This window comes from uncultured Cohaesibacter sp., from assembly GCF_963556055.3.
Classification (GTDB): Bacteria; Pseudomonadota; Alphaproteobacteria; order Rhizobiales; family Cohaesibacteraceae; genus Cohaesibacter.
On record NZ_CAUVYE020000024.1, the window covers coordinates 119,392 to 143,974 of the forward strand.

General features: G+C 50.3%; 20 protein-coding genes and 3 pseudogenes. 16 read left to right on the forward strand and 7 right to left on the reverse strand.

From position 1 onward, the window contains the following. Positions 1–8: 8 nt before the first annotated feature. Positions 9–896 carry a LysR family transcriptional regulator gene (locus ACHZB8_RS16890; RefSeq protein WP_316862034.1) on the reverse strand — a complete coding sequence of 296 codons (888 nt, stop codon included), beginning with the start codon at positions 894–896 and terminating at the stop codon, positions 9–11. Between the two features lie 118 nt (positions 897–1,014). Between ACHZB8_RS16890 and ACHZB8_RS16895 the strand changes: the two genes are divergently transcribed. From ACHZB8_RS16895 to ACHZB8_RS16910, 4 genes are all read left to right on the forward strand, one after another. Then, positions 1,015–2,409 carry an MFS transporter gene (locus ACHZB8_RS16895; RefSeq protein WP_316862035.1) on the forward strand — a complete coding sequence of 465 codons (1,395 nt, stop codon included), beginning with the start codon at positions 1,015–1,017 and terminating at the stop codon, positions 2,407–2,409. Positions 2,410–2,423: 14 nt separating this feature from the next. Next, on the forward strand, positions 2,424–3,413 hold the full coding sequence (locus ACHZB8_RS16900) for an aldo/keto reductase (protein WP_316862036.1): 990 nt from the start codon (positions 2,424–2,426) through the stop codon (positions 3,411–3,413). 128 nt (positions 3,414–3,541) lie between these two features. Next, a complete protein-coding gene (locus tag ACHZB8_RS16905) occupies positions 3,542–4,012 on the forward strand; it encodes a cytochrome P460 family protein (RefSeq protein WP_316862037.1) in 471 nt (156 codons plus the stop codon). Beyond that, positions 4,009–4,707, forward strand: a complete 699-nt coding sequence (locus ACHZB8_RS16910; protein WP_316862038.1) for a DUF4405 domain-containing protein — start codon at positions 4,009–4,011, stop codon at positions 4,705–4,707. Before ACHZB8_RS16905 ends, ACHZB8_RS16910 begins: the two co-directional genes overlap by 4 nt. Here ACHZB8_RS16910 and ACHZB8_RS16915 read toward each other — a convergent pair. After that, positions 4,702–5,613 carry a LysR family transcriptional regulator gene (locus ACHZB8_RS16915; RefSeq protein WP_316862040.1) on the reverse strand — a complete coding sequence of 304 codons (912 nt, stop codon included), beginning with the start codon at positions 5,611–5,613 and terminating at the stop codon, positions 4,702–4,704. The two genes, ACHZB8_RS16910 and ACHZB8_RS16915, sit on opposite strands and share 6 nt — an antisense overlap. Positions 5,614–5,747: 134 nt before the next feature. Between ACHZB8_RS16915 and ACHZB8_RS16920 the strand changes: the two genes are divergently transcribed. Next, positions 5,748–7,184, forward strand: a complete 1,437-nt coding sequence (locus tag ACHZB8_RS16920; RefSeq protein ID WP_316862042.1) for an alpha/beta hydrolase domain-containing protein — start codon at positions 5,748–5,750, stop codon at positions 7,182–7,184. Between the two features lie 88 nt (positions 7,185–7,272). Here the strand turns inward: ACHZB8_RS16920 and ACHZB8_RS16925 are convergent, their stop codons facing one another. Continuing rightward, positions 7,273–8,190 (reverse strand): LysR family transcriptional regulator, encoded by a 918-nt coding sequence (locus ACHZB8_RS16925; protein WP_316862044.1) that lies wholly within the window; start codon positions 8,188–8,190, stop codon positions 7,273–7,275. 297 nt (positions 8,191–8,487) lie between these two features. Between ACHZB8_RS16925 and ACHZB8_RS16930 the strand changes: the two are divergent. The 5 genes and pseudogenes from ACHZB8_RS16930 to ACHZB8_RS16950 all read left to right on the forward strand — a co-directional run. Beyond that, positions 8,488–8,763, forward strand: a pseudogene (locus tag ACHZB8_RS16930) (cupin domain-containing protein); the annotation flags it as partial. 84 nt (positions 8,764–8,847) lie between these two features. Then, positions 8,848–9,189: pseudogene (locus tag ACHZB8_RS16935) on the forward strand (carboxymuconolactone decarboxylase family protein); the annotation flags it as partial. A 10-nt stretch (positions 9,190–9,199) separates the two neighbouring features. Beyond that, positions 9,200–10,264: an alpha/beta hydrolase gene (locus ACHZB8_RS16940; protein ID WP_316862079.1), complete on the forward strand. Its 1,065-nt coding sequence runs from the start codon at positions 9,200–9,202 to the stop codon at positions 10,262–10,264. 42 nt (positions 10,265–10,306) lie between these two features. After that, on the forward strand, positions 10,307–11,467 hold the full coding sequence (locus tag ACHZB8_RS16945) for an aldo/keto reductase (protein WP_316862046.1): 1,161 nt from the start codon (positions 10,307–10,309) through the stop codon (positions 11,465–11,467). A 128-nt stretch (positions 11,468–11,595) separates the two neighbouring features. Beyond that, complete coding sequence (locus tag ACHZB8_RS16950) at positions 11,596–12,648, forward strand: hypothetical protein (protein WP_316862047.1); 1,053 nt, start codon at positions 11,596–11,598, stop codon at positions 12,646–12,648. 112 nt (positions 12,649–12,760) lie between these two features. Here ACHZB8_RS16950 and ACHZB8_RS16955 read toward each other — a convergent pair whose 3' ends face one another. Further along, positions 12,761–13,687: an AraC family transcriptional regulator gene (locus tag ACHZB8_RS16955; protein WP_316862049.1), complete on the reverse strand. Its 927-nt coding sequence runs from the start codon at positions 13,685–13,687 to the stop codon at positions 12,761–12,763. Between the two features lie 161 nt (positions 13,688–13,848). Here ACHZB8_RS16955 and ACHZB8_RS16960 point away from each other — a divergent pair, with 161 nt between their 5' ends. The 4 genes and pseudogenes from ACHZB8_RS16960 to ACHZB8_RS16975 all read left to right on the forward strand — a co-directional run bounded on the left by ACHZB8_RS16960 (position 13,849) and on the right by ACHZB8_RS16975 (position 18,161). Continuing rightward, the gene (locus ACHZB8_RS16960; protein WP_316862051.1) at positions 13,849–14,586 is read left to right on the forward strand and encodes an SDR family oxidoreductase; all 738 of its coding nucleotides are present in this window, start codon (positions 13,849–13,851) and stop codon (positions 14,584–14,586) included. Beyond that, positions 14,576–15,661, forward strand: coding sequence for an alpha/beta hydrolase (locus tag ACHZB8_RS16965; RefSeq protein WP_316862053.1), 1,086 nt, complete (start codon positions 14,576–14,578; stop codon positions 15,659–15,661). Before ACHZB8_RS16960 ends, ACHZB8_RS16965 begins: the two co-directional genes overlap by 11 nt. 54 nt (positions 15,662–15,715) lie before the next feature. Next, the gene (locus ACHZB8_RS16970) at positions 15,716–17,326 is read left to right on the forward strand and encodes a carboxylesterase family protein (RefSeq protein ID WP_316862054.1); all 1,611 of its coding nucleotides are present in this window, start codon (positions 15,716–15,718) and stop codon (positions 17,324–17,326) included. 126 nt (positions 17,327–17,452) lie between these two features. After that, positions 17,453–18,161: pseudogene (locus tag ACHZB8_RS16975) on the forward strand (SDR family NAD(P)-dependent oxidoreductase). A gap of 55 nt (positions 18,162–18,216) precedes the next feature. Here ACHZB8_RS16975 and ACHZB8_RS16980 read toward each other — a convergent pair. The 3 genes from ACHZB8_RS16980 to ACHZB8_RS16990 form a co-directional block, all read right to left on the reverse strand. Further along, on the reverse strand, positions 18,217–18,957 hold the full coding sequence (locus ACHZB8_RS16980) for an SDR family oxidoreductase (protein WP_316862055.1): 741 nt from the start codon (positions 18,955–18,957) through the stop codon (positions 18,217–18,219). 49 nt (positions 18,958–19,006) lie between these two features. After that, positions 19,007–19,390, reverse strand: a complete 384-nt coding sequence (locus ACHZB8_RS16985) for a nuclear transport factor 2 family protein (RefSeq protein WP_316862057.1) — start codon at positions 19,388–19,390, stop codon at positions 19,007–19,009. 94 nt (positions 19,391–19,484) lie between these two features. Continuing rightward, positions 19,485–21,140: a carboxylesterase family protein gene (locus ACHZB8_RS16990; RefSeq protein WP_316862058.1), complete on the reverse strand. Its 1,656-nt coding sequence runs from the start codon at positions 21,138–21,140 to the stop codon at positions 19,485–19,487. Positions 21,141–21,835: 695 nt separating this feature from the next. Here ACHZB8_RS16990 and ACHZB8_RS16995 point away from each other — a divergent pair. Together ACHZB8_RS16995 and ACHZB8_RS17000 are read left to right on the forward strand one after the other, a co-directional pair. After that, positions 21,836–22,963 (forward strand): Fic family protein, encoded by a 1,128-nt coding sequence (locus ACHZB8_RS16995; protein ID WP_316862059.1) that lies wholly within the window; start codon positions 21,836–21,838, stop codon positions 22,961–22,963. Between the two features lie 1,031 nt (positions 22,964–23,994). Continuing rightward, the gene (locus ACHZB8_RS17000) at positions 23,995–24,558 is read left to right on the forward strand and encodes a recombinase family protein (RefSeq protein WP_316862061.1); all 564 of its coding nucleotides are present in this window, start codon (positions 23,995–23,997) and stop codon (positions 24,556–24,558) included. Positions 24,559–24,583 lie beyond the last annotated feature (25 nt).

The following is a 24,583-nucleotide window of genomic DNA, read 5'->3' on the forward strand; positions in this document are numbered from 1 at the left end:
GTCTGCCATCAGCGATGGCGCAGGTGGTCGATCAGTAGCCGGAAAGCGGGGCTCATCTGGCGACGGTTCGGGTAATAGAGATGGTATCCGTCCCACGTTGGCCAGTAGCTTTCCAGAACCGGCAACAATCGCTCTTCGGTGATGTGGGGCGCCGCAACATCGAAGGGCATATATCCGATGCCGACACTATCAAGGGTGGCAGCCAGCCTCAGTGGCAGACTGTTGAAGGTCGCAGGCCCTTCGACGCGAACCCTTATCTCTTCGCCATTCTGCACCATTTCCCAGACAAAGACGCCGCCATGTGTCGGCATGCGGGTATTGATGCAGCGGTGGTTCGTCAGCTCCTCGGGAGTGGTCGGGGCTGGATATTGGGACAGATAATCCGGAGTGGCTACCATGCACATACGAATATCGGGGCTGATGCGAACGGCAATCATGTCCTTGGCAACCTGTTCGCCAAGTCGAACGCCAGCGTCAAACCCTTCAGCCACAATATCGATCATTCCAGCATCGACGGCAATTTCGACAGACACGTCGGGATAGTCCGAGAGGAACGAAGTGATCTTTGGCTGCAGAAGCGTGATCGCGGCATGCTCTCCCGCGCTGATACGGATGGTTCCCCGTGGGCTTGTCCGTACATTGTTCAACTCGTCCAGAGCCTCTTCCATGTCGTCAAATTGGGGCCCAAGGCGCGACAGCAAGCGCTCCCCGGCTTCTGTCGGAAAGACGCTACGTGTGGAACGGGTTAACAGCCGCACACCCAGATCTTCTTCCAGATTCTTGACCGTCTGGGACAGGGCCGACTGAGACATGCCCAACTGCGCTGCCGCACGCGTGAAGCTGCGATGTCGAGCCACCACGGTGAATGCATAAAGTTCATTGAAAGTACGGCGCATAGATTATGCCTGTTTTCTAATAACGACATCCGCAATTATCGATCTAATAGATCAATAACCCAGAATATATATTTGTATCAAGGCCAAAAGGGCCAATGACTAAATGCGGGACCTCTCAATGCAACAAAAAGACAATTCTCTCCATACCAGAGCAGTGCTGATCCTTGTCGTGCTCAGCTATGCGATGATCGTCCTCGATATTTCAATCGTCTTGACCGCATTGCCGCGATTGCAGGCGGATCTTGGCTTTTCCGATGCGGGCCTTACATGGGTTTCCAGCATCTATACGCTTTTCTTCGGCGGCTTTCTGCTGTTGGGTGGCAAGCTTGGAGACCTCTATGGCCGACGCCGGATCTATATGATTGGCCTCGGCATTTTTGCTCTGGCATCTCTGGCCATTGGCTCCGCGCAGAGCGCCGGGTTCATCGTCGCCGCGCGAGCTGTACAGGGAATGGGAGCCGCCATTCTTGCTCCCTCCACGCTATCTCTGTTGCAGGTGACTTTTCCGGCAGGAGAAGAGCGCAATCGCGCCGTTGCCTGGTATGCCGCCGCCGCAGGCGTTTCAGCAAGTTTTGGCATGGTGCTTGGCGGCGTGCTGGCAGATATGATTTCCTGGCGGGCAGGTTTCTTCATCAATCTCCCGATCAGTATCGGTCTGCTGGTGGTCGCGCTTCGCTACGTCAAGGAGACGGATCGCTTTGCCGGTAAAATCGATGTTCTGGGAGCTCTCCTGTCGACGATAGGCTTGGGGGCTTTGGTTTTCGCATCCGTTAATGCTGCAGAACAAGGCTGGGGTAATTGGGGATCCTTCGGCGTGCTTGCTCTCGGATTTGTCCTTCTGGCGGCATTTCTGGTTCATGAGGCGCAGGTTCACGAGCCATTGCTGCCTTTACGCCTATTGACCCATGCTGAGCGCGGTGGGGCCTATGGCGCTCGGTTGCTGTTTCTTGGTGCCAATGTCAGTTTCTATTTTTTCGTTGCGCAATATATGCAAGAGGTTCTGGGGCTCAGTGCTGCCGAAACAGGCCTTGCCTTCTTTCCGGCGACCTTCGTCAACTTCATTGCCGCGATGAATGTGCCCAAGATGATGGCTCGGTTCGGTCGCGGATCAGTGCTGATGGTGAGCTACCTGACATGCGGGGTCGGGCTCGCCTGGCTGTCTCTCCTGGGAATAGACAGCAACCTCTGGACCGAGATCATGCTGCCGATGGTGTTTGTCGGCTTTGGTCAGGGGGCTGCCATGGCACCGCTCACGTCATCCGGTATTGCTGGAGTGGAAACCGAGGATGTGGGCGCTGCATCCGGTACGGTGAATGTCGCCCATCAGCTTGGATCATCTCTCGGTCTTGCCCTGCTGGTGGCTCTGGCCGCGCTCACCTCCACAACAGGGGCAACCCGCCTCGCCATCGCCGAACGGACGGCTCACGCCTTGCAGGGTGGTGCCCTGTTCGTTCTCGCCGCTCTCCTCGTTTCATGGATGTTCATTCTGCGTCCAGCATCAGAAAAACAATAAGAAAGGAAAACACAATGGAAAAACGTAAGCTTGGTTCTCTGGAAGTTTCTGCCATGGGTCTTGGCTGCATGAGCATGACCTCCGCCTATGGTCCGGCCGCCGATCATGACGCCATGATCGCTCTCATCCGGGGTGCGGTCGACAAGGGCGTGACCCTGTTCGATACCGCTGAAGCCTATGGCCCCTTTGCCAACGAAGTCCTTGTTGGCGAAGCGCTGGTTCCTGTGCGCGACAAGGTGACGATTGCCACCAAGTTCGGCTTTGACATCGACCTTGAAACCGGCGAGCGCCGAGGTGGCACCAACAGTAGGCCGGAGCATGTCAAGGCGGTCGCAGAAGCCAGCCTCAAACGCCTCAAGACCGATCATATTGATCTGTTCTATCAGCATCGCGTCGATCCGAATGTTCCGATTGAGGATGTTGCAGGTGCTATGGCTGATCTGGTTCGCGAAGGCAAAGTCCTGCATTGGGGGCTGTCCGAAGCCGGTCTCGACACCATCCGCCGTGCCCACGCCGTGTTGCCTCTATCAGCCGTACAAAGCGAATATTCCCTCTTCTGGCGCGGCCCTGAAGCAGGCCTTCTGGATCTGCTCGAAGAGCTTGGCATCGGCTTTGTGCCTTTCAGTCCGCTGGGTGCAGGTTTCCTGACGGGGCAGATCACAATGGACACGGTCTTCGCGCCGGATGATTTTCGCAATTTTGTCCCGCGGTTTGCGCCCGAAGCCCGTAAGGCCAATCTGGCGCTGGTCGATCAGGTTCGTCTGATGGCATCTGAGAAGGGCGCAACCCCTGCTCAGGTCGCTCTCGCCTGGCTCATGGCTCAGAAGTCCTGGATCGTGCCAATTCCGGGTACCACGAAGGAGCACAGACTGGACGAAAATCTTGGTACCCTATCCCTAACTCTGAGCGAAGCGGACGTCGCGCAACTCACCAAAGCAGCCGATGCAATTGCCATCACCGGAGATCGCCTTCCAGCCCCTTTGATGGAAATGACCGGCCTTTGATTAATCTGCCCTGCTTATAGGGCTTATACGTACAGGCTGCCTAATCATGCGGTCAGGCAGCCCTACATCTAGAGAATAACAGTCTCGAGCCTGAAAGGCCGAGCGCACCGACACCAAGGGAGACCCGTATGGGACAGCCATTTGCCACCCTTTCTGCCAGCCTCGCTCTTTCAGGCTTGCTGGTCTTTTCCGCTATCGCCGAGCCGAACAGGGTCCGTTTTCCGGATAGCGAGACAATTGATGCTCTCACTCACTATTCCACTGTCACACGAGGCGATGTGACCGAATATATGTACACCTCGCGTGAAGCTTTGGATGCTTTACAGGCAGGCAAGGAGTTGCCGGATGGCACTCAGGTGATCCTGCAGGATTGGCGTGAGGGGAGTGTCTATCGCCTGTTTGTGATGGAGAAGGGCGAAGGCTTCGGTGCCGACTATGACGAACGGAGCCGGACTGACGACTGGCAATTCCAATGGTTCTGGCCCGATGGCTCGATCAACATGGATGAGAATACAGAGCGCTGCCGTTCCTGTCATATGTCCCGGCAGGACCGTCAGTATATGTTTACCTATTCCGATGCCTGGCAGTTCGGCAAATGAGCATGCAATGGACAAGGCCATTGCCACGAGTGATGCTGGACGGGCTGTTGCTTGCCCTTCTGGTCATGGCATTTGCCTATTGGTGGCTGGGCAATGGGGTGCATGAAATCATAGGGAGCGCCTGGCTGCTCCTCGTCCTTCGACATGTCGCAAACAATCTATTCTGGTGGAAGAGCCTTTCAAAAGGAAAGTGGACGCCTCAGCGATTATTCAATCTGGTTCTTGGCGTCTTGCTGGCGATTGCTCTGTTGGCGCTGCTTGTCAGCAGCATTTTTCTATCGCGCATTCTGCCAATGATATTCCCCTTGCCGCGCGTATTCGTGATGCAGGAAATTCATTGGTTCTCGGCCTATTGGGCCATAGCACTTTCTGCGATGCATGTCGGGGTGAACTGGAACAGGATTGTTGCGTTGACTTTGCGGCTCGCTGCAAAGCGCGATTTTCCCCGATGGCTGAAGATGGCAGGATGGGCAACGGCCATGGCCATTTCCGTTCAGGCCGCTAAGAGTGGCATGATCGTGGGGCTCTGGGACAGGCTGGCGTTTCAGTATTCCCTATCGATGTGGGATTTCAACCAATCAGTCCTGCCCTTCTTCCTTCATTGGGCGGCAGCTTTGAGTGGTTTGGCGTTCGGTTCCTGCCTGATCCTCCGTGGGGTAGAAATGCTTCAAAAACGCAAATCTATCGCCCTATAGATCGCGAAACTGCTCTTTGCCCCACGCACGCAGATGTTTGAGGAAAAGCGACAGGGCCGTCGTTTGATAGGACCTGCTAGGATAATAGACGTGATATTCGGGGAGAGGAACAGTCCACTCATCAAGAACGGAGATGAGCCTTCCCTCCGCCAAATCCTTCTCAACCAGATTCTGCGGCATATAGCAAAGCCCCATCCCGGCAAATGTGGCGTTCTTGGCGATTTGCGCTCCTGAGACGATGAAGCGGGAAGGAACCCGGACACGAAATGCACATCCATCCTTCTCGAACTCCCATGGGAATAACTCTCCGCTACCTGAGAAGCGCATATTGATGCAGTGATGCTGGAGAAGATCGTTGGGGTGTTCAGGTCTTGCGTGGTGGGCGAAATATTCAGGTGATCCGACGATCCGAAAGGGTTCTTCAGGGCGGACAGCAAACGAAATCATATCTCGTTCGACACTTTCTCCAGCACGTAAGCCAAGATCAAATTTCTGTGCCACTATATCGACAAAGCCATTGTCGATCACCACTTCGACCGAAATTTTCGGATAATCGGGCAAGAAATCTCGCAAAGCCGGCTCCAAAATGCGGAGAGCCGCATATTCTGATGCATTGACCCTTATGTTCCCCGCAGGAGCGTCCGATTGCGCACTCATGGTGCCAATTTCCTGACGAATAATCGAAAGTCCGTCGGTGACAGCCGCAGACAACCTTTCTCCGGCAGGGGTCAGGGCGACCGACCGCGTGGTGCGGGTCAGCAATCGCATTCCCAGACGCTCTTCCAGTTTTCGAATTGTCTGGCTAAGGGCTGACGGGCTCACATTGAGCCTCGCAGCTGCGCGCCTGAAATTGAGTTCTTCTGCTACAACGGCAAAGCTTGAAAGGTCGTTTAAGGGCTCTATCATTGTTCAGTTTTGCTTCATAAGGTTTGCTGGTTTTCAGGGATTATATCACTCAACTTAATTGATTAGCTATAGACCAACGAACAAAAGCAACTCTCTTTCTGAAACAAATTGGATAATCCTTGAAGGTGCACAAAATGAACGCCCACTCCCACAGAGCTATTCCTCTCTATTTATCGGCGATGTTCTTTGCCAGTGTTGCCACTTTATCGGCCCAAGCGGACGAGACCATTCCAGCCAAATTGACGCTGATTGATGTTCCCGCAACATCCCCCATGTCTGCCGCTGCAATCGATCTGTCGTCAAAAGGCTACACCGAGTCCGAGTATTTCACCGAAGGCAAAGCCCATCGGTATAGAGGTGCAACGATCGGCGCTCTGGATACGGCAAGCATCATTGACGATGGCTGGTCCTATAAAAGCCGCGTATTGCTTCGCACCCCCAGACCAGAAAAATTCAACGGGACACTGGTTGTTGAGTGGACGAATGTGACTGCGGGGCAAGACATCGACTTCGCATTCGCAGAGATGCATGACTTTCTCACCTCAGAAGGCTATGCCATCGCGACAGTTTCTGCGCAGAAAATCGGGGTTGATCGCCTTCGCAGCTGGAGCCCTCAACGCTATGAAACATTGTCAGTTGATGCCAACAATCAGGATCCAGCAGACGAGTCACGGGTAGATTCCTGTCGTGGGAGCGTCGGGTGCCCCGGTGATCCACTTTCCTGGGACATTCTTTCTCAGACTGTTGCAGCTTTGGAATCAAAGGAAGCAGGCGTTTCCCCGCTGGATGGCTATGACGTGCGCTCAGTTATTGCGATTGGACAGTCACAATCTGCGTCTCGGCTGTCGATCTATTACAACACCATTCAACCGCTCACCAGTCTGTTCGACGGATTCGTGATGTATGATTTGGCAACTCAGCTTCGTGGTGACCAGACTGTCCCAGCAATCAGTGTCAATTCTGAAACGACAGCAGACCTTTTTGCACCAACGACAACGAGCGAATTTACTCGTGTTTGGGATCTTGCCGGTGCAGCTCATAGCTCAGTTTATGGGCGAGACTATGTCGATGGCATGGTCTTGAGAGACAAGTCCCTTAAGGGGCCGTCGGGTCCGCAGACATTCACCCAGATGCTGGCATCTCAAAACTGCACACTACCTCCGTCCTATTCCAAGGTTGGGACTGGGAACGTACTGGCATCAGCACTTCGCTCTGTCGAGGTCTGGTCTGCTGGAGGCAAGCCAGCAGCAGCAAGCAAAATGTTTGCTCGCGATGAAGCTGGAAAAGTCAAACATGACCCTGAAGGTCTTCCTGAAGGCGGGCTCCAGCTTCCTGAATTCTCGGTTCCGACGACAAGCTACAAAATCAATGGTCCAACCATATTCTGCACTTTGTCTGGATATCAAACTGACCTTAGCACGGCAGAACTTCTGTCTCGCTATGGAAATCGGGAAACCTATCTGAAAGCGGTCGATGACGATGTAAAGGGCTTGATTGAGGAAGGCTATTTGCTTCCGAGCGGAGCTGATGTCATCAGGCAACGGGCTGAAGCGATTTCCTTCGCGGACTGACCGGGTGGATGAAATCCGAAATGGGCGATTTCAAATGGGAGAAATTGCCCATTTTCATCATGGATTGAATATTGTTTGGATATTCCATTCATGAAGGCAACTCTGGCTGATTGTCGAAATTTGCCCATGTTCTTAAGGCTTGAGTGAACAATTGAAAGGCCGCCGGTGGATGCCGGTTTGCGGGATAATAGAGGCCTACGCCGGGAAATGTTGGACTCCAGTCCTTAAGGAGCTGAACCAGGCGACCGCTTTGCAAGTGTGGCGCAACCAGATATTCAGGGGTCCATGCAATCCCGATCCCGGCCAGTGCCGCATCGACCATCAAATTAGAATTTCCGAGTGTCATGGGACCATTGACATTGATATCGGAACTTTGTCCATGTCGCTCCAGATCCCAAGGGTACAGTGCTCCGCTCCTGAAGCGAAAGCGAATACATTGATGGTCGAAGAGATCATGTGGCTTTTGAGGCGCCTCGTGAATAGAAAGATATTGTGGTGATGCCACTGCCATGAATTGAAAATCCTTTGTCAGTCGAATGGCGACCATATCTTGAGGAATGTCGTCAAGAATGCGCATGCCGGCATCATATCCCTCAGCGACAATATCGATGAAGCGAGTGTCATCGACAATCTCGACATGGATTTCGGGATAGGCTTTCAAAAAGTCTGGCAGGAACCCGTTGATTAGCAATTTGCCCGCGCTCTCCGCGGCACTAATCCGAATGGTGCCGCTTGGTTTGTTGCCGATCGAGGAAACATCCTCCAAGGCATTTTTCAACTCCTCCATGACCGGCCCGACCCTATGAAGAAATTCGGTGCCAGCTTCCGTCAAGGCAACCGAGCGTGTTGTCCGGTTAAATAGGCGCACCTCGAGATTGGCTTCCATATTCTTGATCGTATGGCTCAATGCTGAGGGTGAAATACCAAGCTCGCGCGCAGCAGCACGAAAATTCTGATGTTCGGCGATCGTCATAAAGGCGTTCAATTCAGATAGAGATGTCTTCATGATTGTTTAGTCCTATTTCATAGACTGTTCGATGTTCGATGTATTGTTGAATTGTATAAGACAAACTATTTTCTACTATGTCAATTCCGAGTTTCTCCAGATCAAGGATTTCTCATGCGAACAGTCACAATGAGTTCCAATACAATGCGGAGAATACCCTTCGCATTGCTTGTTGGCCTTTTTATATCTTCGCAGGCCGATGCGGCTGAACCCGTAACCAATGATCTTACTGCGGCTCATATTTCAAGAAGCGAACAACGCCCCAGTCTGAACGCTCCAGCGGAGCATTTTGTTGGAATGGCATCTGTGCTGCCGTTGTTTGGACCAGAGGCGCCGGCAAGAGCATCTGCTGCTTATGTGACCTTTGAACCTGGAGCCCGAACAGCTTGGCACACTCATCCTGTTGGCCAACATCTGGTGATCACTGACGGAACCGGATATGTGCAGTTCGAGGGCGGGCTACGCCAGACAATCACCAATGGCGATGTGGTCTGGATACCCCCAAACCAGAAACACTGGCACGGGGCCTCAGCCTCAGATGGAATGACGCATCTTGCTGTGCAGGAACAAATGGAAGGTCATTCCACGGAGTGGTTCGATCAAGTCAATGATACTGTCTATCAAGCGTCGGAGGCACCTTCAAAGCCAACCGGTCCTTCGCGCGCCCAACAGCTCATGGGCGACGTGGCGCCCAAGCTGGCCGAGCTTACCGACAACGTCCTTTATGCCGATATTTGGCAGCGCGAAGGGTTGTCAAAGCGAGATCGTAGCCTTGCCACTGTCAGCGCCCTTGTTGCGTTGAACAGGCCAGAACAGCTCCGAAGTCATATCGGACTGGCGCTTCAGAACGGCGTGACACGATCCGAACTGGCAGAAGTTTTCACCCAACTGGCTTTTTACACCGGATGGCCCAATGCGGTTTCAGCGGTCATTCAGGCCAAGGACGTCTTTGCAAGTAGAGACGGTAATCCTTCAAACAAAAATGACAAATCAGAGTGAGACCAATAGCATGAAATCATTATTTATCAGCACCGTAGCTGCAACAGCTGCACTCGCCGCAGCTTCAGGTTCCGTAATTGCCGCTGACTACAAACAAAACCCGTTCACCTTGACCTATGAAGGGGCGCTAACACAAAATGTGGAAGGAGCCGTGAATATCCATCCGGTCACCTACAAACTGCACGGCATTGACATTGCAGCCAACATTTACACCCCGGCAAACTACGACCCGAATGGAAAATATCCGACAGTCGTGGTCGCACATCCCAATGGTGGCGTGAAAGAGCAGGTTGCAGGTTTGTATGCGCAACGTCTCGCTGAACAAGGTTATATCACCATTACCGCCGATGCCGCCTATCAGGGAGGAAGTGGTGGTGAGCCCCGGGGCACAGATACCCCCGCAAACCGTACAGAAGACATCCGCGGGATGGCTGATTATATCACCCAATATGCCGGTGCTGATGCCGCTCGACTGGGATTGCTGGGCATTTGCGGTGGCGGCGGCTATTCGGTGAAAGTTACCCAAACCGATAAACGTTTTGCAGCGCTCGCAACGATCAGCATGTTCAACACTGGCATTGTCCGGCGAAACGGCTACATGAATTCACAACTTGATACTGTGCAGGAACGCCTGAAGCAGGCCTCCGATGCTCGAGCCCAAGAAGCTGCGGGCGGAGAAATCCCTCGTATCAGAAGCGGAAATCCCGCACCACTGTCAGATGAACAAATCGCGCAGATCCCGGTCGATCTCTATCGCGAAGGCTATATTTATTACGCCCAGACCCATTTTCACCCGAATTCATCAGGCAACTATCCTCTGAGCAGCCTTCTCAGCCTCATGAGCTGGGATGCGTCTAGCAGCATGGATCTGATCAATCAACCTCTTCTGATGATCGCGGGTAGCAAGGCAGACAGCCTCTACATGACGGAAGATGCCTTCGAAAAGGCAACGGGTACTGAGGATAAGGAACTGTTTCTGATCAATGGGGCAACACACATCCAGACCTATTGGGTTCCTGAATATGTCGATCAGGCAATGGCCAAGCTGACGACCTTCTTTGGCGAAAAGCTCTAGAGCAGACAGTATTGACCATAAATTTCAAATGGAAATAATCCCATGAAACATGAAGACAAAGAAAAATCAAAATCAGGCTTTGATCGCAGAAGCATACTGGCTGCTGCTGGCGGGCTGGCGCTCGCCCCGGTCGCAGGAACTCTTGTAACAGAGGCGAAAGCTCAAACTGAAGACAATAAGCTGATCCGTGTTGAGGGCCGCCGAAAACTTGGAACACTTGAAGTCTCCAGCATCGGCATCGGCATACAGAACATGCATCGGGCCTATCCGACCACTATTCCCAATCGTTCGGAGATGCATCGGATCATCCAATCGGCCTTCGACCACGGTGTCACCTTCTTCGACACGGCGGAAGCCTACGGTCCTCACGAATGTGAACGCATTCTGGGAGAAGCAATCAGTTCGTTCCGTGACGATATCGTCATCACCTCGAAATTCGGCTTCAATGTCGATCTTGAAACCGGTGCATTCGGACGCGGCCTCAATAGCAAACCGGACCATATCAAACTGGCTGTGGAAGGCATGCTCAAGCGGCTACGCACCGACCGCATTGATCTTCTTTATCAGCATCGCGTAGACCCAGAAGTGCCGATCGAGGATGTTGCTGGCGCGGTCAAGGAACTCATGGATGAAGGCAAGATCCTGCATTGGGGCATGTCCGAAATGGGACTGAAAACCTTGCGCCGTGCCCATGCAGTTCTTCCGGTCACGGCCGTTCAGAGTGAATATTCCATGCTATGGCGAGGTCCGGAAGACGATGTGCTGGCAACCTGTGAAGAACTCGGCATCGGGTTTGTTCCATGGAGCCCTCTCGGTGTTGGCTTCCTCAATGGGGCAATCGATGAGCGAACCCGCTTTGCAGCAGGTGATTTCCGCGGAACTGAAGGTCGTTTCCAGCCGGAAAGCCTTTCAAAGAACATGATTCTTGTTGATCTTGTAAAGAGCTGGGCAAAGCGGAAAAATGTCCAACCGGGCCAAATCGCTCTGGCTTGGTTGATGGCACAGAAACCCTGGATCGTGCCAATCCCTGGCACGACACAGATGGCACACATGGTTGAGAATGTGGGCTCAACGTCTGTGACGTTTACAAGCGACGAGCTCACAGAACTCAACGCCGCTGTTCGTGCAATCAAGATTGAGGGAGCACGCTTGCCTGATGCCGTTCAGGTGATGTCTGGGGTGGAAGCACCGGAGAAAGGCTGAAAGACCGTTAGTAATCGCTCCAAAGCCTCTTTTAGGCGCTGAAATTAAATCTGCTTTGGCAGTCCCTGGTATTCAAGGGGTTACCAGTAGTTGGAGAAATTAACTGTTGTTACCAGGGTGATTGTGAAATGTTTTGGAAGAAAGCCATAAGATTTTCGTTTTTTGCAATGTCTGTTTTCGTCTTTGGAGGAAGCCACGGAGTACTATCGTCAGATGCTAGGAAAGCGCGTGGTAAAAACGTATTGGAAAAAATAGCAACCAATCATAATGAGGTTGTCTCGGTGGCTTCCGGCATTGAAAATGACCAACGTGTTCTTCCTCAAACTGGAATGACAAGAGCTGTTCCATTGATCTATCTGACGCCTATGGATCACCATGGCACAGTTGCACGAATAGAGTACAATTCAAAGGATTACGCTAGGGATAAATCGGATATAATTAAAGAAGCATATGTTTATACTCCATATGGGTATGATAAAAATGATTTAAATACTAAATACAACATAATATATCTAATGCATGGAATGGGTGGAAGAGCGGGAGAATATTTTAAATTAGAGAAAATTCGCAATATGTTTGATCATTTGATAGGAAATAGAGATATTCCTCCATCGATCATTGTGTCGGCGACATTTTATAATAAAAATAGCGAAACTGACTTTCAAGGATCGATTCGAGAACTTCGTGTTTTTCATAAGGATTTTGTAAACAATTTGATGCCTGCTGTAGAAGAGCAGTTCCATACATATGCGGTGTCAACATCAGCAGAAGATCTTGCCGCATCAAGAGGTCATCGTGCTTTCGGCGGCTTCTCGCTTGGTTCCGTCACAACGTGGATGGAATTCTGCTATGACTATGATTATATCCGGTACTTTCTGCCAATGAGTGGTTCCTCTTGGTATTACGGAAGTTATGGAAACTACTACCCAGTTAAAACCGCAGATTTTTTTGAAGATTTGATAAAGAAAAATAGTCTGAAAAAACGTGGTTATTTCATCTATGCAACAACGGGAACTCAGGATGTAGTCCGCGATCAGGTGGAGATACAAATGCAGGAAATGTTGAAACGTAGAAAGGCGTTTCCTCCGGATCACGTAGTTTACTATCAAAAGCAGAATGGTAGACACAATTTTGAGGCCGTGCAGGAGTACCTATTTAATGCGCTACCGCTATTTTTTTAGCACCAAGAAGCAACCAATACGTGGCCAAAGTTTGGATGAGGGCAAATTCAAATTGGAACAAAATAAAATTATGAGTGCATCTTCAAGGTAGAGTAAGTAATCTCGGAACTTCCTATTCATGGTCTCTTTTTGCATCTTTTAGCAAATCATTCACATCGCGCAGTGGCGACTTTCCAAACAATCTTTTGTAGTCACGACTGAATTGTGATGGGCTTTCGTAACCCACAACAAAGGCAGCACTTGCTGCATCCATTCGTTCTGCAAGCATTAGACGCTTGGCCTCTTGAAGGCGCAGTCTCTTTTGAAATTGGAGTGGGCTTAAATCAGTCATCAAACGAAAGTGATGATTAAAAGTCGATTTGCTCATGTTAGCTAACCCTGAAAGGGTTTCTATACTAAATGGTTCAGTATAGTTGCTTTGCAGCCAATCAATTGAGCGGGCTATGAAATGACTTTGGCTTCCAATCGATGCAATTTGGCGTAGCCTCTCACCTTGGTCTCCCACCAGTAGTCGATAATAAATTTCGCGCTTAATCAAGTCGCCTAGTATGGGTATGTCTCTCGGTTCATCGAGCAAAGCCACTAGACGAAAAAACGCATCTAACAAAGAGGATGTGGTCATCCCCAACATCAATCCCCGGCTGGTTTGCTGACCTATTGCGCTCGGGAGATGGCTATCGGTCATCAATTGAGAAATTTCTTGAATATTTAGTTTTAACCCTAATCCGACACAAGGCTTCTCTGGGCTAGCTTCGACAATTTGTACCACTGTAGGCAAATGCACTGAGGCAATAAGAAATTGAGTCCGGCTATATATATAGCTGTCTTCTCCCAAAATTGCTCGTTTAGCGCCCTGCAGAATTACGCTAATACAAGGCTCATAAACCGCATTTTCTGGTTTGCTGGGTTGATCATGCTGATAAAGCAAAAGGCCTGAAACCGGAGTTTCAAATACGGGACAACTTTCGGTCAATCTAATGACCTTGCTTTTCAATATTTCGATGGAACGCTCCAAGCTGACTATTTCAGTGCTCGTCATTAGGGTCTCCTAGTCTAAATTTGCTTTGTGATTTTCTAAACTCTTCTTCGGTCTATTAGGCAAGAAAATAGCCCTATCACACTAACGAACCTCGTCACAACCTTGCTATATTACCAACCACATTTGAACCGACTAAACTTCCTAAATAGAAGGAACACTAAGTGCAGAATGTTGAAAGCAAGGTCTTCATCATCACAGGAGCATCCTCTGGCATTGGAGAAGAGACGGCAAAAGTATTGGCGAAAAATGGGGCAAAGGTCGTCTTGAGTGCTAGACGTGAATCTCGGCTCAAAGACGTTGCAGCAACAATTGGCAAAAACGCAACATACCTGAAATCCGATGTCGCAGATGCGGATAGCATGAAAGAAATAGTTGCACTGGCAAAGTCTAAATTCGGAAAGGTAGATGCCGTGTTTGCAAATGCAGGCATTATGCCAGGGAGTCGGATGTCAGAACTGAAGGTGGGCGATTGGATGGGTATGATTGATATCAACATCAAGGGTGTGCTGAATACAATATCTTCAGTTCTTCCTGAATTTATCGCGCAAAAGAGTGGTCATATCGTAGTAAATTCTTCTATTGCAGGAACAAAATGTGTTCCTGGAAATGCCATTTATTGTGGCACAAAGCATTTTGTACGAGCAATGCTAGATTCTTTTCGAACTGAATCTGTTATGGAGGGCACGAACATTCGTACGACATTGATTTATCCAGGAGCTATTCGGACGGAACTCTTGAATACAATTGCACCATCAGACACAAAAACAATAGTCGAAGAATTCTATCGAAATGTTGCTCTAAAGCCTGACGCTATCGCCAACGCTGTCTTATATGCTGTATCTCAGCCTCAAAATGTTGACGTTTCCGATTTGGTTGTTCGCTCAATAAATGAACAATAATGAATGGCAATGGAAGAAACAGATGAAAAGCCAAAACACAGCATTTAGCAAATTAAATTTATTAGTATCGCTAAGAATTTTGGGTCTTATTTCTCTGATTTTTATAGGGAATTGGCCAACTTCTGGGAAGTCGGAAGAAGTTCTTTCTGAGGTAATTTTAAACTCTAAAGCCGGAGAAAAACATAGAGATTCTTCTTCCAATGCGCCAGTGTTTTCAAATATTACTTCACCCCAAGATGTCATGACATATCCGGGTTTTGGCGACTTTGGTAGGTTAATTTTTCCGGTGAGAAATGATTACTTCAGCGGAAACACTCTCGGAACACTGTCATTTACTTGGTACAACAATATTCAGCCAGATAAGACAGTAGAAATCGTAAATTATATGAAGAGACACGTAGATGCTGGAAAATCCATATTCTATGACATCTATACGAAAGAAGAAAAGGCGGCCGATCCAACAAAAATGGATACGGGCTTGTTTTTTTTCAAAGGTAATCCCGGAGAAAAACTAGCAATTACAAATTCGGGCGGTGGCTTTGTGTATGTCGGAGCCATGCACGATAGTTTTCCTCATGCCCTAGAGCTGTCAAAAAAAGGCTACAACGCATTTGCATTGATTTATCGTCCAGGAACGATTACCGGCTGCGAAGATCTTGCGAGGGCGATTGCGTTTATATTCGATAATGCCGATGAACTAGAGGTTGATACAGAAGACTACTCTCTATGGGGGGGGTCAGCAGGAGCTCGGATCGCCGCATGGCTCGGTGCAAATGGCACTGAAAGCTATGGGCAAGGTACATATCCCAGGCCCGCTGCCGTTGTCATGCAGTATACGGCATTGTCTGAAGTCACGGGTGACGAACCTCCAACATATAATAATGTCGGAAGCCGAGACGCTATAGCAGACTATAGAATTATGGAAAGAAGGATAAATGCAATTAAAGAAAACGGGACCGACACAGAGATTGAAGTGTTTGAAGGGCTTCCACATGGATTTGGTCTTGGAACAGGAACAATCTCTGAAGGATGGCTCGATAATGCTGTTAAATTTTGGGAACGGCAAATGAAATAGTTATAAATATTTGAAATTATAAATATAGTCGAAAAATTCGAAATGAGGTTCGGTATGAAGAGGTTTATACAAGCGCTTAGCTTAACCATAGTGTTGGCACTGACTAACGGACAGGCGTCTGCAGACAATAGTGCCAACGGGATTGTTCAAACACAATCGGGATTGCTGCAAGGCGGGGTAAGTGAGGGCATTTTTACCTATTTTGGAGTACCCTATGCTGAGGCTCTTCGACGTTTTATGCCTTCAGAAGCCGTCAAACATTGGGATGGTGTGCGGAATGCGACCGAATATGGAGCAATCTCGCTGCAATCTTCAATAACAGGTTTTCCTGTCCCAACGGGAACGTTGGACAACAACTGCCAGAACTTAAATATCTGGACACCTGGCATTGATCGAAAGAAGCGTGCTGTCATGGTGTGGTTGCATGGCGGTGGGTTTTCGAACGGCTCTGCACAAGAAGTGCCTGCTTACAATGGAGAAAACCTGAGCAGAAAAGGCGATGTGGTCGTAGTGTCCGTCAATCATAGGCTGAATGTAATGGGATACCTTGATCTTTCTGCTTATGGTGAAAAATATAGATATTCAGCAAATGTGGGAATGTTGGATATCGTTGATTCTTTGAAGTGGATTCACGAGAACATAGAGAGCTTTGGTGGAGATCCAGAGAATGTGACCGTATTCGGAGAGTCGGGCGGTGGCGCAAAAATTCTGGCTCTGATGACGACGCCATATGCGAAAGGACTATTTCAGAAGGCTATCATTGAAAGTGGTGCTTCGGAATCAATTGGCGTCAATTTTACTCAGATCGAACCCAGCAGCCGATTGGGAGAGTTGACGCTCAGAAATCTCGGTATCTCTGATGTAAACATAGAAGCTATTCAGTCTGTTCCATATGAAAAGCTTATCGAAGCCACCCAGAAAGCAAAAGTTGAGACGGCGGGTGAATTTGGGATTGTTAATGACTTTAGTGGCCAGGTGACGATGGAGTGGGAGCCCGTTGTCGATGGGGATTTTCTTCCAACGAACCCTGTAACACACGATTCATTTGCAGTCGCCGGAAAAGATATTCCTCTGCTTATCGGCTCGAATCTAAATGAATGGACATCAATGAATCTGGTCGTCGGAGAGGAAAAGGGGAAAAAATTCTCTGAAACAGAGATTGAGGATCGCTTGCAGGCAGCCTATGGGGTCAAAAAGGACGTGACTGTCAACGAATTCCTTAAGGCATATCCCTCTAAGTCAAAACTCGACGCCCTGTACATAGATAATTACTTTCGTCTCCCGATGCTCAAGATCATGTCACACAAGGCAGATCAAAAAGGAGCTCCTGTTTTCGCGTATGTATTTACATATGGATCCCCACTTGCAATTCATACAGCGGAAATTCCATTCGTATTTAATAACGCAGACGAGAACCCGCCAATTTCTTCCGGTGCAACCAAGACTGAGGCCCAGAAGGCAGCAGCAGCACAAATCGCAGATACTATGAGTAGTGCCTGGATCTCCTTTGCAAAGACCGGGCAACCTTCTGCTGCATCTCTTCCTGTTTGGGAAGCATATAAGCGCACTAATGGAGCAACGATGATTCTGGATGTTGAAAGCTCGCTAGTCCACGGGCATGACAGGAACCTTATGAAAATTCTCTCTCCAGACTATCAGTGGTAAGCCGATAGCCTTTAAACATCTGAAGATGCTTTATGAAAGACGACAAATACCATTGATGAAGAATTATACAAGATCAATTGGGACTGCAGTCCTCAGCAAGCATCATTACTACGAAAGAGAAATGCCATGACGACCTGGCTGATTACCGGTTGCTCAAGCGGTCTCGGGAAGAGCTTTGCCCGTGCCGTCCTTGAAGCCAGCTTCAATGCTGTCGTAACAGCGCGTAACGTACAAGCTCTAGATGAATTCGTATCGCAATATCCCGACAGGGCTGTCGCGGCCGAACTCGATGTAACCGACAAAGCTCAGATCGAGAGCGTCGTAAAACTTGCCGAACAGCGGTTTGGCGCGATTGACGTTCTTCTCAACAATGCCGGCTACGGCTATCGCGGGACGGCTCGCAGCTCCGGGCTCCGGCTATTACTCGGCAACAAAATTCGCTGTCGAAGGCATGTCGGATGCACTTCGCAAGGAGTTGGCACCGTTGGGCATACGTGTCATCGTCGTCGAGCCGGGTGCCTTCAGAACCGATTTTGCAGGCCGCTCGCTACAGCAGGCAAAGGCAAATATCGAGGACTACGCGCCAACCGCCGGTCCACGGCGCAAGGAAAACGATACGACCGACGGCACCCAACAGGGCGATCCAGCAAGGGGTGCGCGTGCCCTGATCGATATCGTCGGGAGTAGCAATCCTCCCTTCCGCTTGTTGCTGGGAAGTGATGCCTTGAGAAACGCTCGTGCCGAACTCGAGGCTCAGCTTGCCGAGCTCGAGGCGTGGAAAGACGTGAGTGTTGGCACCGATTTTCCCGATGGAAACTGGAAACCTGCGCGCTGACCCAAGGATATTGTGGTGCCCCGCCAGAAGCGGGGCACCGTAGGTTATGACTATCTCAAAGATCTTGTTTGGTCGGACGGAACAGGATTTCATTGATATCGACATCCTCTGGCTGGCTCATCGCAAAGAGAACGCAGCGCGCAAAGCTCGACGCCGGGATGGCCGTGGATTCATAGAATTGTGCCACACCTTCGGCTAAGCCTTCGGCCTTGACCGAGGCGGGTAGCTCCGTTGCGACGGCCCCCGGAGAAAGGACTGTGGTGCGAATGTTGTAGGACTTGACCTCCTGGCGAAGCCCTTCCGAGATCACACCCACCGCCGTCTTGGTAGCCGAATAGACCACGCCGCCGGGTCCGACCTTGTGACCCGCAACCGACGAGACGTTGATGAACTGACCGGACTTTTGCGCCTTAAAGTGCGGAAGAGCGGCACCAATGCCCCACAGAACACCTTTGATATTCACATCGACACATTGGTCCCATTCCTCGAAGCGGAGAAATTCGAGGGGGGCGAGCGGCATGATACCCGCATTGTTGATCATCACATCGATGTGTCCAAAAGTTTTGACCGCTTGATCGACCAATGCGGCAACTGCCTCGCGATCACTCACATCAACCTTGACGGCGACACAATTCTCGTCGCCCAGCTCACCGGCCAGGGCTTCGAGCCGGTCTAGGCGACGAGCACCCAAGGCAACCTTGGCACCTGCTTGAACAAGATGCCGCGCGGTCTCAGCTCCAAGACCACTGCTTGCTCCGGTGATAACAACGACTTTTCCTTCAATTCCCTGTGTCATTTGCTGTTCTTCCTTATTGGTTACGCTTTTCAATCTGCATGAGGTCTTGTCACCAGGTTGAACCATGGGTCTGCATTGCTACCCAGCCGCCAGGTCTTCTCATAAACTCAGTCACAAAGCTCATCTGCCATTGGCCTTTTGCGCCTCTAACGGTTGCGTCTGTTATTGTGCGCGCGATTATAGTGGCACGGTTTTCTGTCTCGAGATGGACAGTGACTTCAGCATCTTGAATGGAATGATATACAGCTTCTCCCGCCTCTATCTCCTTCAACCATTCCTGCCGTGGTTGCAGGTAACCAGTCATATGGCCGAGTGTGAAATCATCATTCAGCAGCGTTCTGAGAGCATCAGTGTCTCCGCGTACTAAAGCTTCACGGAATTGAGTCCAGGACGCAAGGAGTTCGCTTTCTAGCTCTGAAGCGTTAACTTTCATCGAGTTTATTCTTCCAAGCAATTTTTTCTAGATCATTGCAGGAATAATTGAGCCCGTGTGATACGAGCCCAATTATTCCTGCGGCCATTATCTCTCAGTGATTTACCTGTTCCGAGGCGTATTCGTTCACATCCAGACGCGCCTTCCAGGGATCGAGCCCGGCAAACTGCGATCCATCCGGTCGAAAATCCATGATTTCATCCATATTGGGATCGTAAGCTGGCCAGTTGGTAAGGCCCTGTCCATTCGGGTTTCCTGTTTTTGCGAAATTAACCCAATAGGCATGCATCACATCGGCAACAGCTTGATCTTTGGCGGTTGACGGTGGGGTGGGGGGCCCATAGGCGTTCGTTCCCAAAGTGTCAAAAACATAGGGAATTTCGGATCCGTGCGGCGCCCCGATTGGAAGTGCCTCACGCATTGCCGTGGCAACATAGGAAAAACGATACACATAGGCAGGATTGCCTTGCGACACGAAGGCTCTGGCGGTGAAGCGAGCCGGTTCAGCTTGGACCTGATCGGAACTGGCTAGCGAGTCGAGCGTGGCAAGGGAGAGGGTTCCGCCCGGATCGTAGGCCGCGATGGCGTCGGCTTTGCGCTCTCCGAAACTGGAAAACACCTCTTCCTTCGTGCTTCCAAGACTTATACCACCGGAATCGGCGCTGTTGGCACCTATTATAAGCGGAACGCGCGCCTGGCGACCTGCTTCATAGGCGCTTTGGGCTGTCTCAACCACCAATTTGCCATCAATAATTGGCCCAGAATATGTTTCAGAAGCACGAGGTGCCGTCTGGCCTGCGTTAACAATCTCAAGTGTGCTGAGCGTGCGCAATTTGGTAAGCGCTGCGGCGTCTGTACCTTCTATGCCGTGTGCGCGTGCAAAATTTACACCGATCGTTTCCGCCGACAAGACACCCGGCTGGTCTTCACTCAGGGGTATGCCTGTCAGAATACCATCCCGACCGCCACCGGATTCGATGATCGCCTTGTGAAAGAGACCTCGTCCCAGAGGAGAGGAAAGCATCGTATGCACGGAGACACCACCCGCCGACTCCCCGAAAATCGTGACATTGTTAGGATCGCCACCAAATGATGCAATATTCCGTTGCACCCATTTGAGGGCCGCGATCTGATCCATATATGCGTAATTGCCTTTGAGTTCGTCCGGGAACTCCTGTGTCAGGGCCGGGAAGGCAAAATAGCCCAGGCGCCCGAGCCGGTAATTGAATGTCACCAGAATGATGCCATCCTTGGCGAACTGAGCGCCATCATAGCTGGGCCGAGCCCCGCTACCGACCAGAAATGCACCGCCGTAAATCCAGACCATCACCGGACGCTTCGCATCGGTATCAGTGTCTGAGGGACGCCAAACATTGAGGTAGAGGCAGTCTTCTGAAGAATTCGGCAACAGCGTTTCCCCGTTACCGCCGAATGGTATCTGCGCACAATCTTTGCCGAAACTGCTCGCATCGAGTTCATTACCCCACGGCGCTACGGGTTGGGGTGCTCGCCAGCGAAGGTCGCCAACTGGCGGGGCGGCGAAGGGGATTCCCTTGAAGCTTGTGACACCGTCCTCGGTAACGCCGCGCAATGATCCTGAGTCGATGCTAACGGACTGAGCAACAGAGGATGACGAAGCAAGCGTTGCCCAGGCCAAAGCTGCAACTGCAATAGTTCCGACGGTATGAAGGAGTGGCCTAAGCCGTTCGTGTCCACGACCGCCCGGGTCGGAATATCTGATATCAGTCATGTTGTTAATAGCCTCTCAAACTTTTTGCTTTGACATACCCAGTTAAGCCCACTGCCTGAACCCGAAACTGGAAAGGGTGTTTGCGGGTACAGAGAGGCTTTCTGTTCTAGTGCTCCGAGGGACCAACTGGATGGCTTGTTCATTGGCTTCGAACATACCGAAATGCCTGCTTTTCGTTCGGCGAGAAAATCAATCACCGCCCCGGCAACAGGCTTGATGCCTCGAAAGTTCAACTGGATTCACTTATGTATTGCTGAGAGATTTTAGGCCGTTAAAGGCAACCGTAATATGCACTTTGATGCGCATGAGGTGATAAGCAGGACTAATCAATAGTACGCGAGAGCAATAACGACCGTGTGGTTTCTTATCGTTACGACGGCACAGTTGGTCCGCTCATGCTGATCAATTGTGACAATCTCACGGATGGATGCTCGACGCGATTATAGGATTGCCTGGCTTTTTTCTATAAAGCCTGTCAGCCCCTCGAAAAACTATATTCTAAATTAAATGCAGCATCCGAAAGGGGATCGATGACTGAACCGAAGTGGACCTCTGAAACACACGGTATCCTTTTAAATATGCCTTTTCTTTTCGACGCTCAGTTACAAACAAATCCTTGACCCTGCGGCGAATGGGATGCATATTCTCATTAAATTTTGCGGCGATTATGCCGCAATTTCGCCGCAGGATGTGAGATGAGCAATACGTGGATCCATGAACGACAGGACTGGCCCAATTTTCGCTGGGATGCCGAGGCCATTTCACTCGACCTCGCGGACATTCGGTATCGTCAAGGACGTTTACTTGGTCGTATGGAAAGTCTTGGATTTGATCTGCGGCAGGAAGCAAGCCTCGAAACCCTCACGAACGACATCGTCAAATCTTCTGCGATCGAAGGCGAAAATCTGGACCGTATGGAAGTCAGGTCTTCCATTGCCAGCCGACTTGGAATAGACGTCGGCGGCATGGTTCCTGTCAGTCGACATATCGATGGTGTTGTCGAGATGATGCTGGATGCGACCCGCAATCATGCAATGCCTCTGACCGAGGAACGCCTGTTTGGTTGGCATGCCGCCTTGTTCCCAACCGGACGAAGTGGAATGCATCGCATATTAGTTGGGGGATGGCGTCCAGCTGAAGCGGGACCCATGCAGGTTATTTCGGGGCCTATAGGTAACGAGAACGTCCATTTTGAGGCTCCAGACGCAACACGGCTCCAAACGGAAATGCAGTCTTTCTTGTCCTGGTTCGAGAGCAAAGGAAGTATCGACCCGGTTCTTAAGGCAGGCATCGCCCATCTGTGGTTCGTCACCATCCATCCATTCGAAGATGGCAACGGTCGAATAGCTAGGGCAATATGTGACATGGCACTTGCTCGCGCCGATGGTCTGCCTGATCGCTTTTATAGCCTTTCCACGCAGATCGAGCGGGAAAGAAAGGACTATTACATATATCTGGAAAAGCAACAGCGCGGAGATTTGGACATCACCGGCTGGCTGGGATGGTTTCTGAACTGTCTGGGACACGCTTTAAGCAATGCAGAGACAGCCCTCGGGCACATCCTGTATAAAGCGCAACTGTGGAATCACATCAAAAGCAATCCCATCAACGATAGGCAGCGACAGATCATCAATCGCATTCTCGATGATCGTTGGGAGGGTTATATGAACACTTCAAAATACGCCAAACTTGCCGATTGCTCCAACGACACCGCCCTTAGAGATATCCGGGCTCTTCTCGAGTGGGACATCTTTGTTCAGAATGAAGGTGGTGGGCGCAGCACCAGCTATCGGTTGGTTGGCCAAAAGGAACTCTCATCCTAATCGGCCTTTTGAAGAGGCGAGACTGCCCTACTCACACCAAGGCACGTTCTTGGTAAAGTAGTTTTTGTCAACAAAAAGGTGCAGAAGTGTAGTTGGCTATGCAGCTACTTGAAAACAGGGTATCCTGCCTTGAGCATGAATTCGAGGGATTTGTCATTGTCGCCAAAAAAACTGCTGGGACTCTTGCTGATCAACCGGAGATGACTGCAATAATCGTTTAGTGACAGCATTCACAACGAAGACGGGCAAACACTGTTTGGGAAGACCTAGTGGTGGATACAGAAAGCAAACGACGTCAAATGATCGATTTCGAAATTGCCAGCTTTCTGATCCGGCAGAGAAAAAGCCAACTTCAGAAGTAGTTCAACTATATCAATATGTTGCCAGTGTTCTAATCTTTAGAAATTTAGGCTGCAGGTTACAATCCAGTATCGCCGTACACGAGAGAGATGTTTCATTGAACATCCCATGTTGAAGAGACCATCAACAGGGGTACCCTTTCGCGCATTTTCTCGATTGGCCTGCCAGGTCGTCACCATCTGCGGAATGAAACCCAAGCTCTGAGCAAGCGTTCCATCAAGAACTCCAGATCAGGGGTTGGCAAGAAAACCTTCCCTCGGTTCCATGGGCGCCCCCGCAATCGCACTCAACTCACCTATTGTCATGGAGACGTCGTCCACCGTATTGACCTACGGTTGTCCAAATCCCCTTTCAGGGCCCTCTACACGAAGGTCGCAGCGTTGCCTCTATGACCGAGCGCGCAGCGAAGTGATATCTCTTGACCCAACCGCCGGTGGATTAATGGTGGCCAGTTTGCAAGTGAAAGCCTTTTTGTTTGCTACCTAACTATGTCAAGAAGAATTAGGTTGCCTCATTTAAATCATCATGCATCCCTCGCCTGTCCGTAAGAGGATCCTTCATCGTACATTTTTCAACATTCATCAATCTGAGGAATTCTCTTCACTTGATTTGTAACGTAAGAGTGGTACGATTTAATTCTCATTCAAGGCCCCTTTTACGGACAAATCACCATGAAAATCGGATACGCTCGCTGTTCCACTGACAAACAAGACTTGATGGTCCAGAAAACGGCTCTGATAGATCTGGGCGTCTCGGAAGAGAACATTCATATGGATCATGGTTTGACCGGAACCAACCGGGACCGCCCCGGCCTCCAGAGAGCCCTTGCTGCATCCCGAGAAGGCGACACCTTTATTGTTTCAAAACTGGATCGGTTGGCACGATCCGTTCCTGATGCCCGTTCAATCGCTGACCAGTTGGAAAGCAAGGGTGTAAAATTGGCCCTGGGACAATCCATCTATGACCCAGCAGACCCAATGGGCAAGATGTTCTTCAACATTCTGGCCACCTTTGCCGAATTCGAGGCAGACCTGATCCGAATGCGAACGAGGGAAGGCATGGCAATTGCCAAAGCCAAAGGTAAGCTGCGCGGGAAACAGCCGAAGCTATCTCCGAAACAACAGAATGGGCTCAAACGGATGCATGAGACAGGGGATCACTCTATCAGCGACTTGGCCGAAATCTTCGCAGTCTCGAGACCGACCGTTTACAGGACATTGAACAGAGTTAGGTGATGACCAACTCAGAACTTCCTCACGG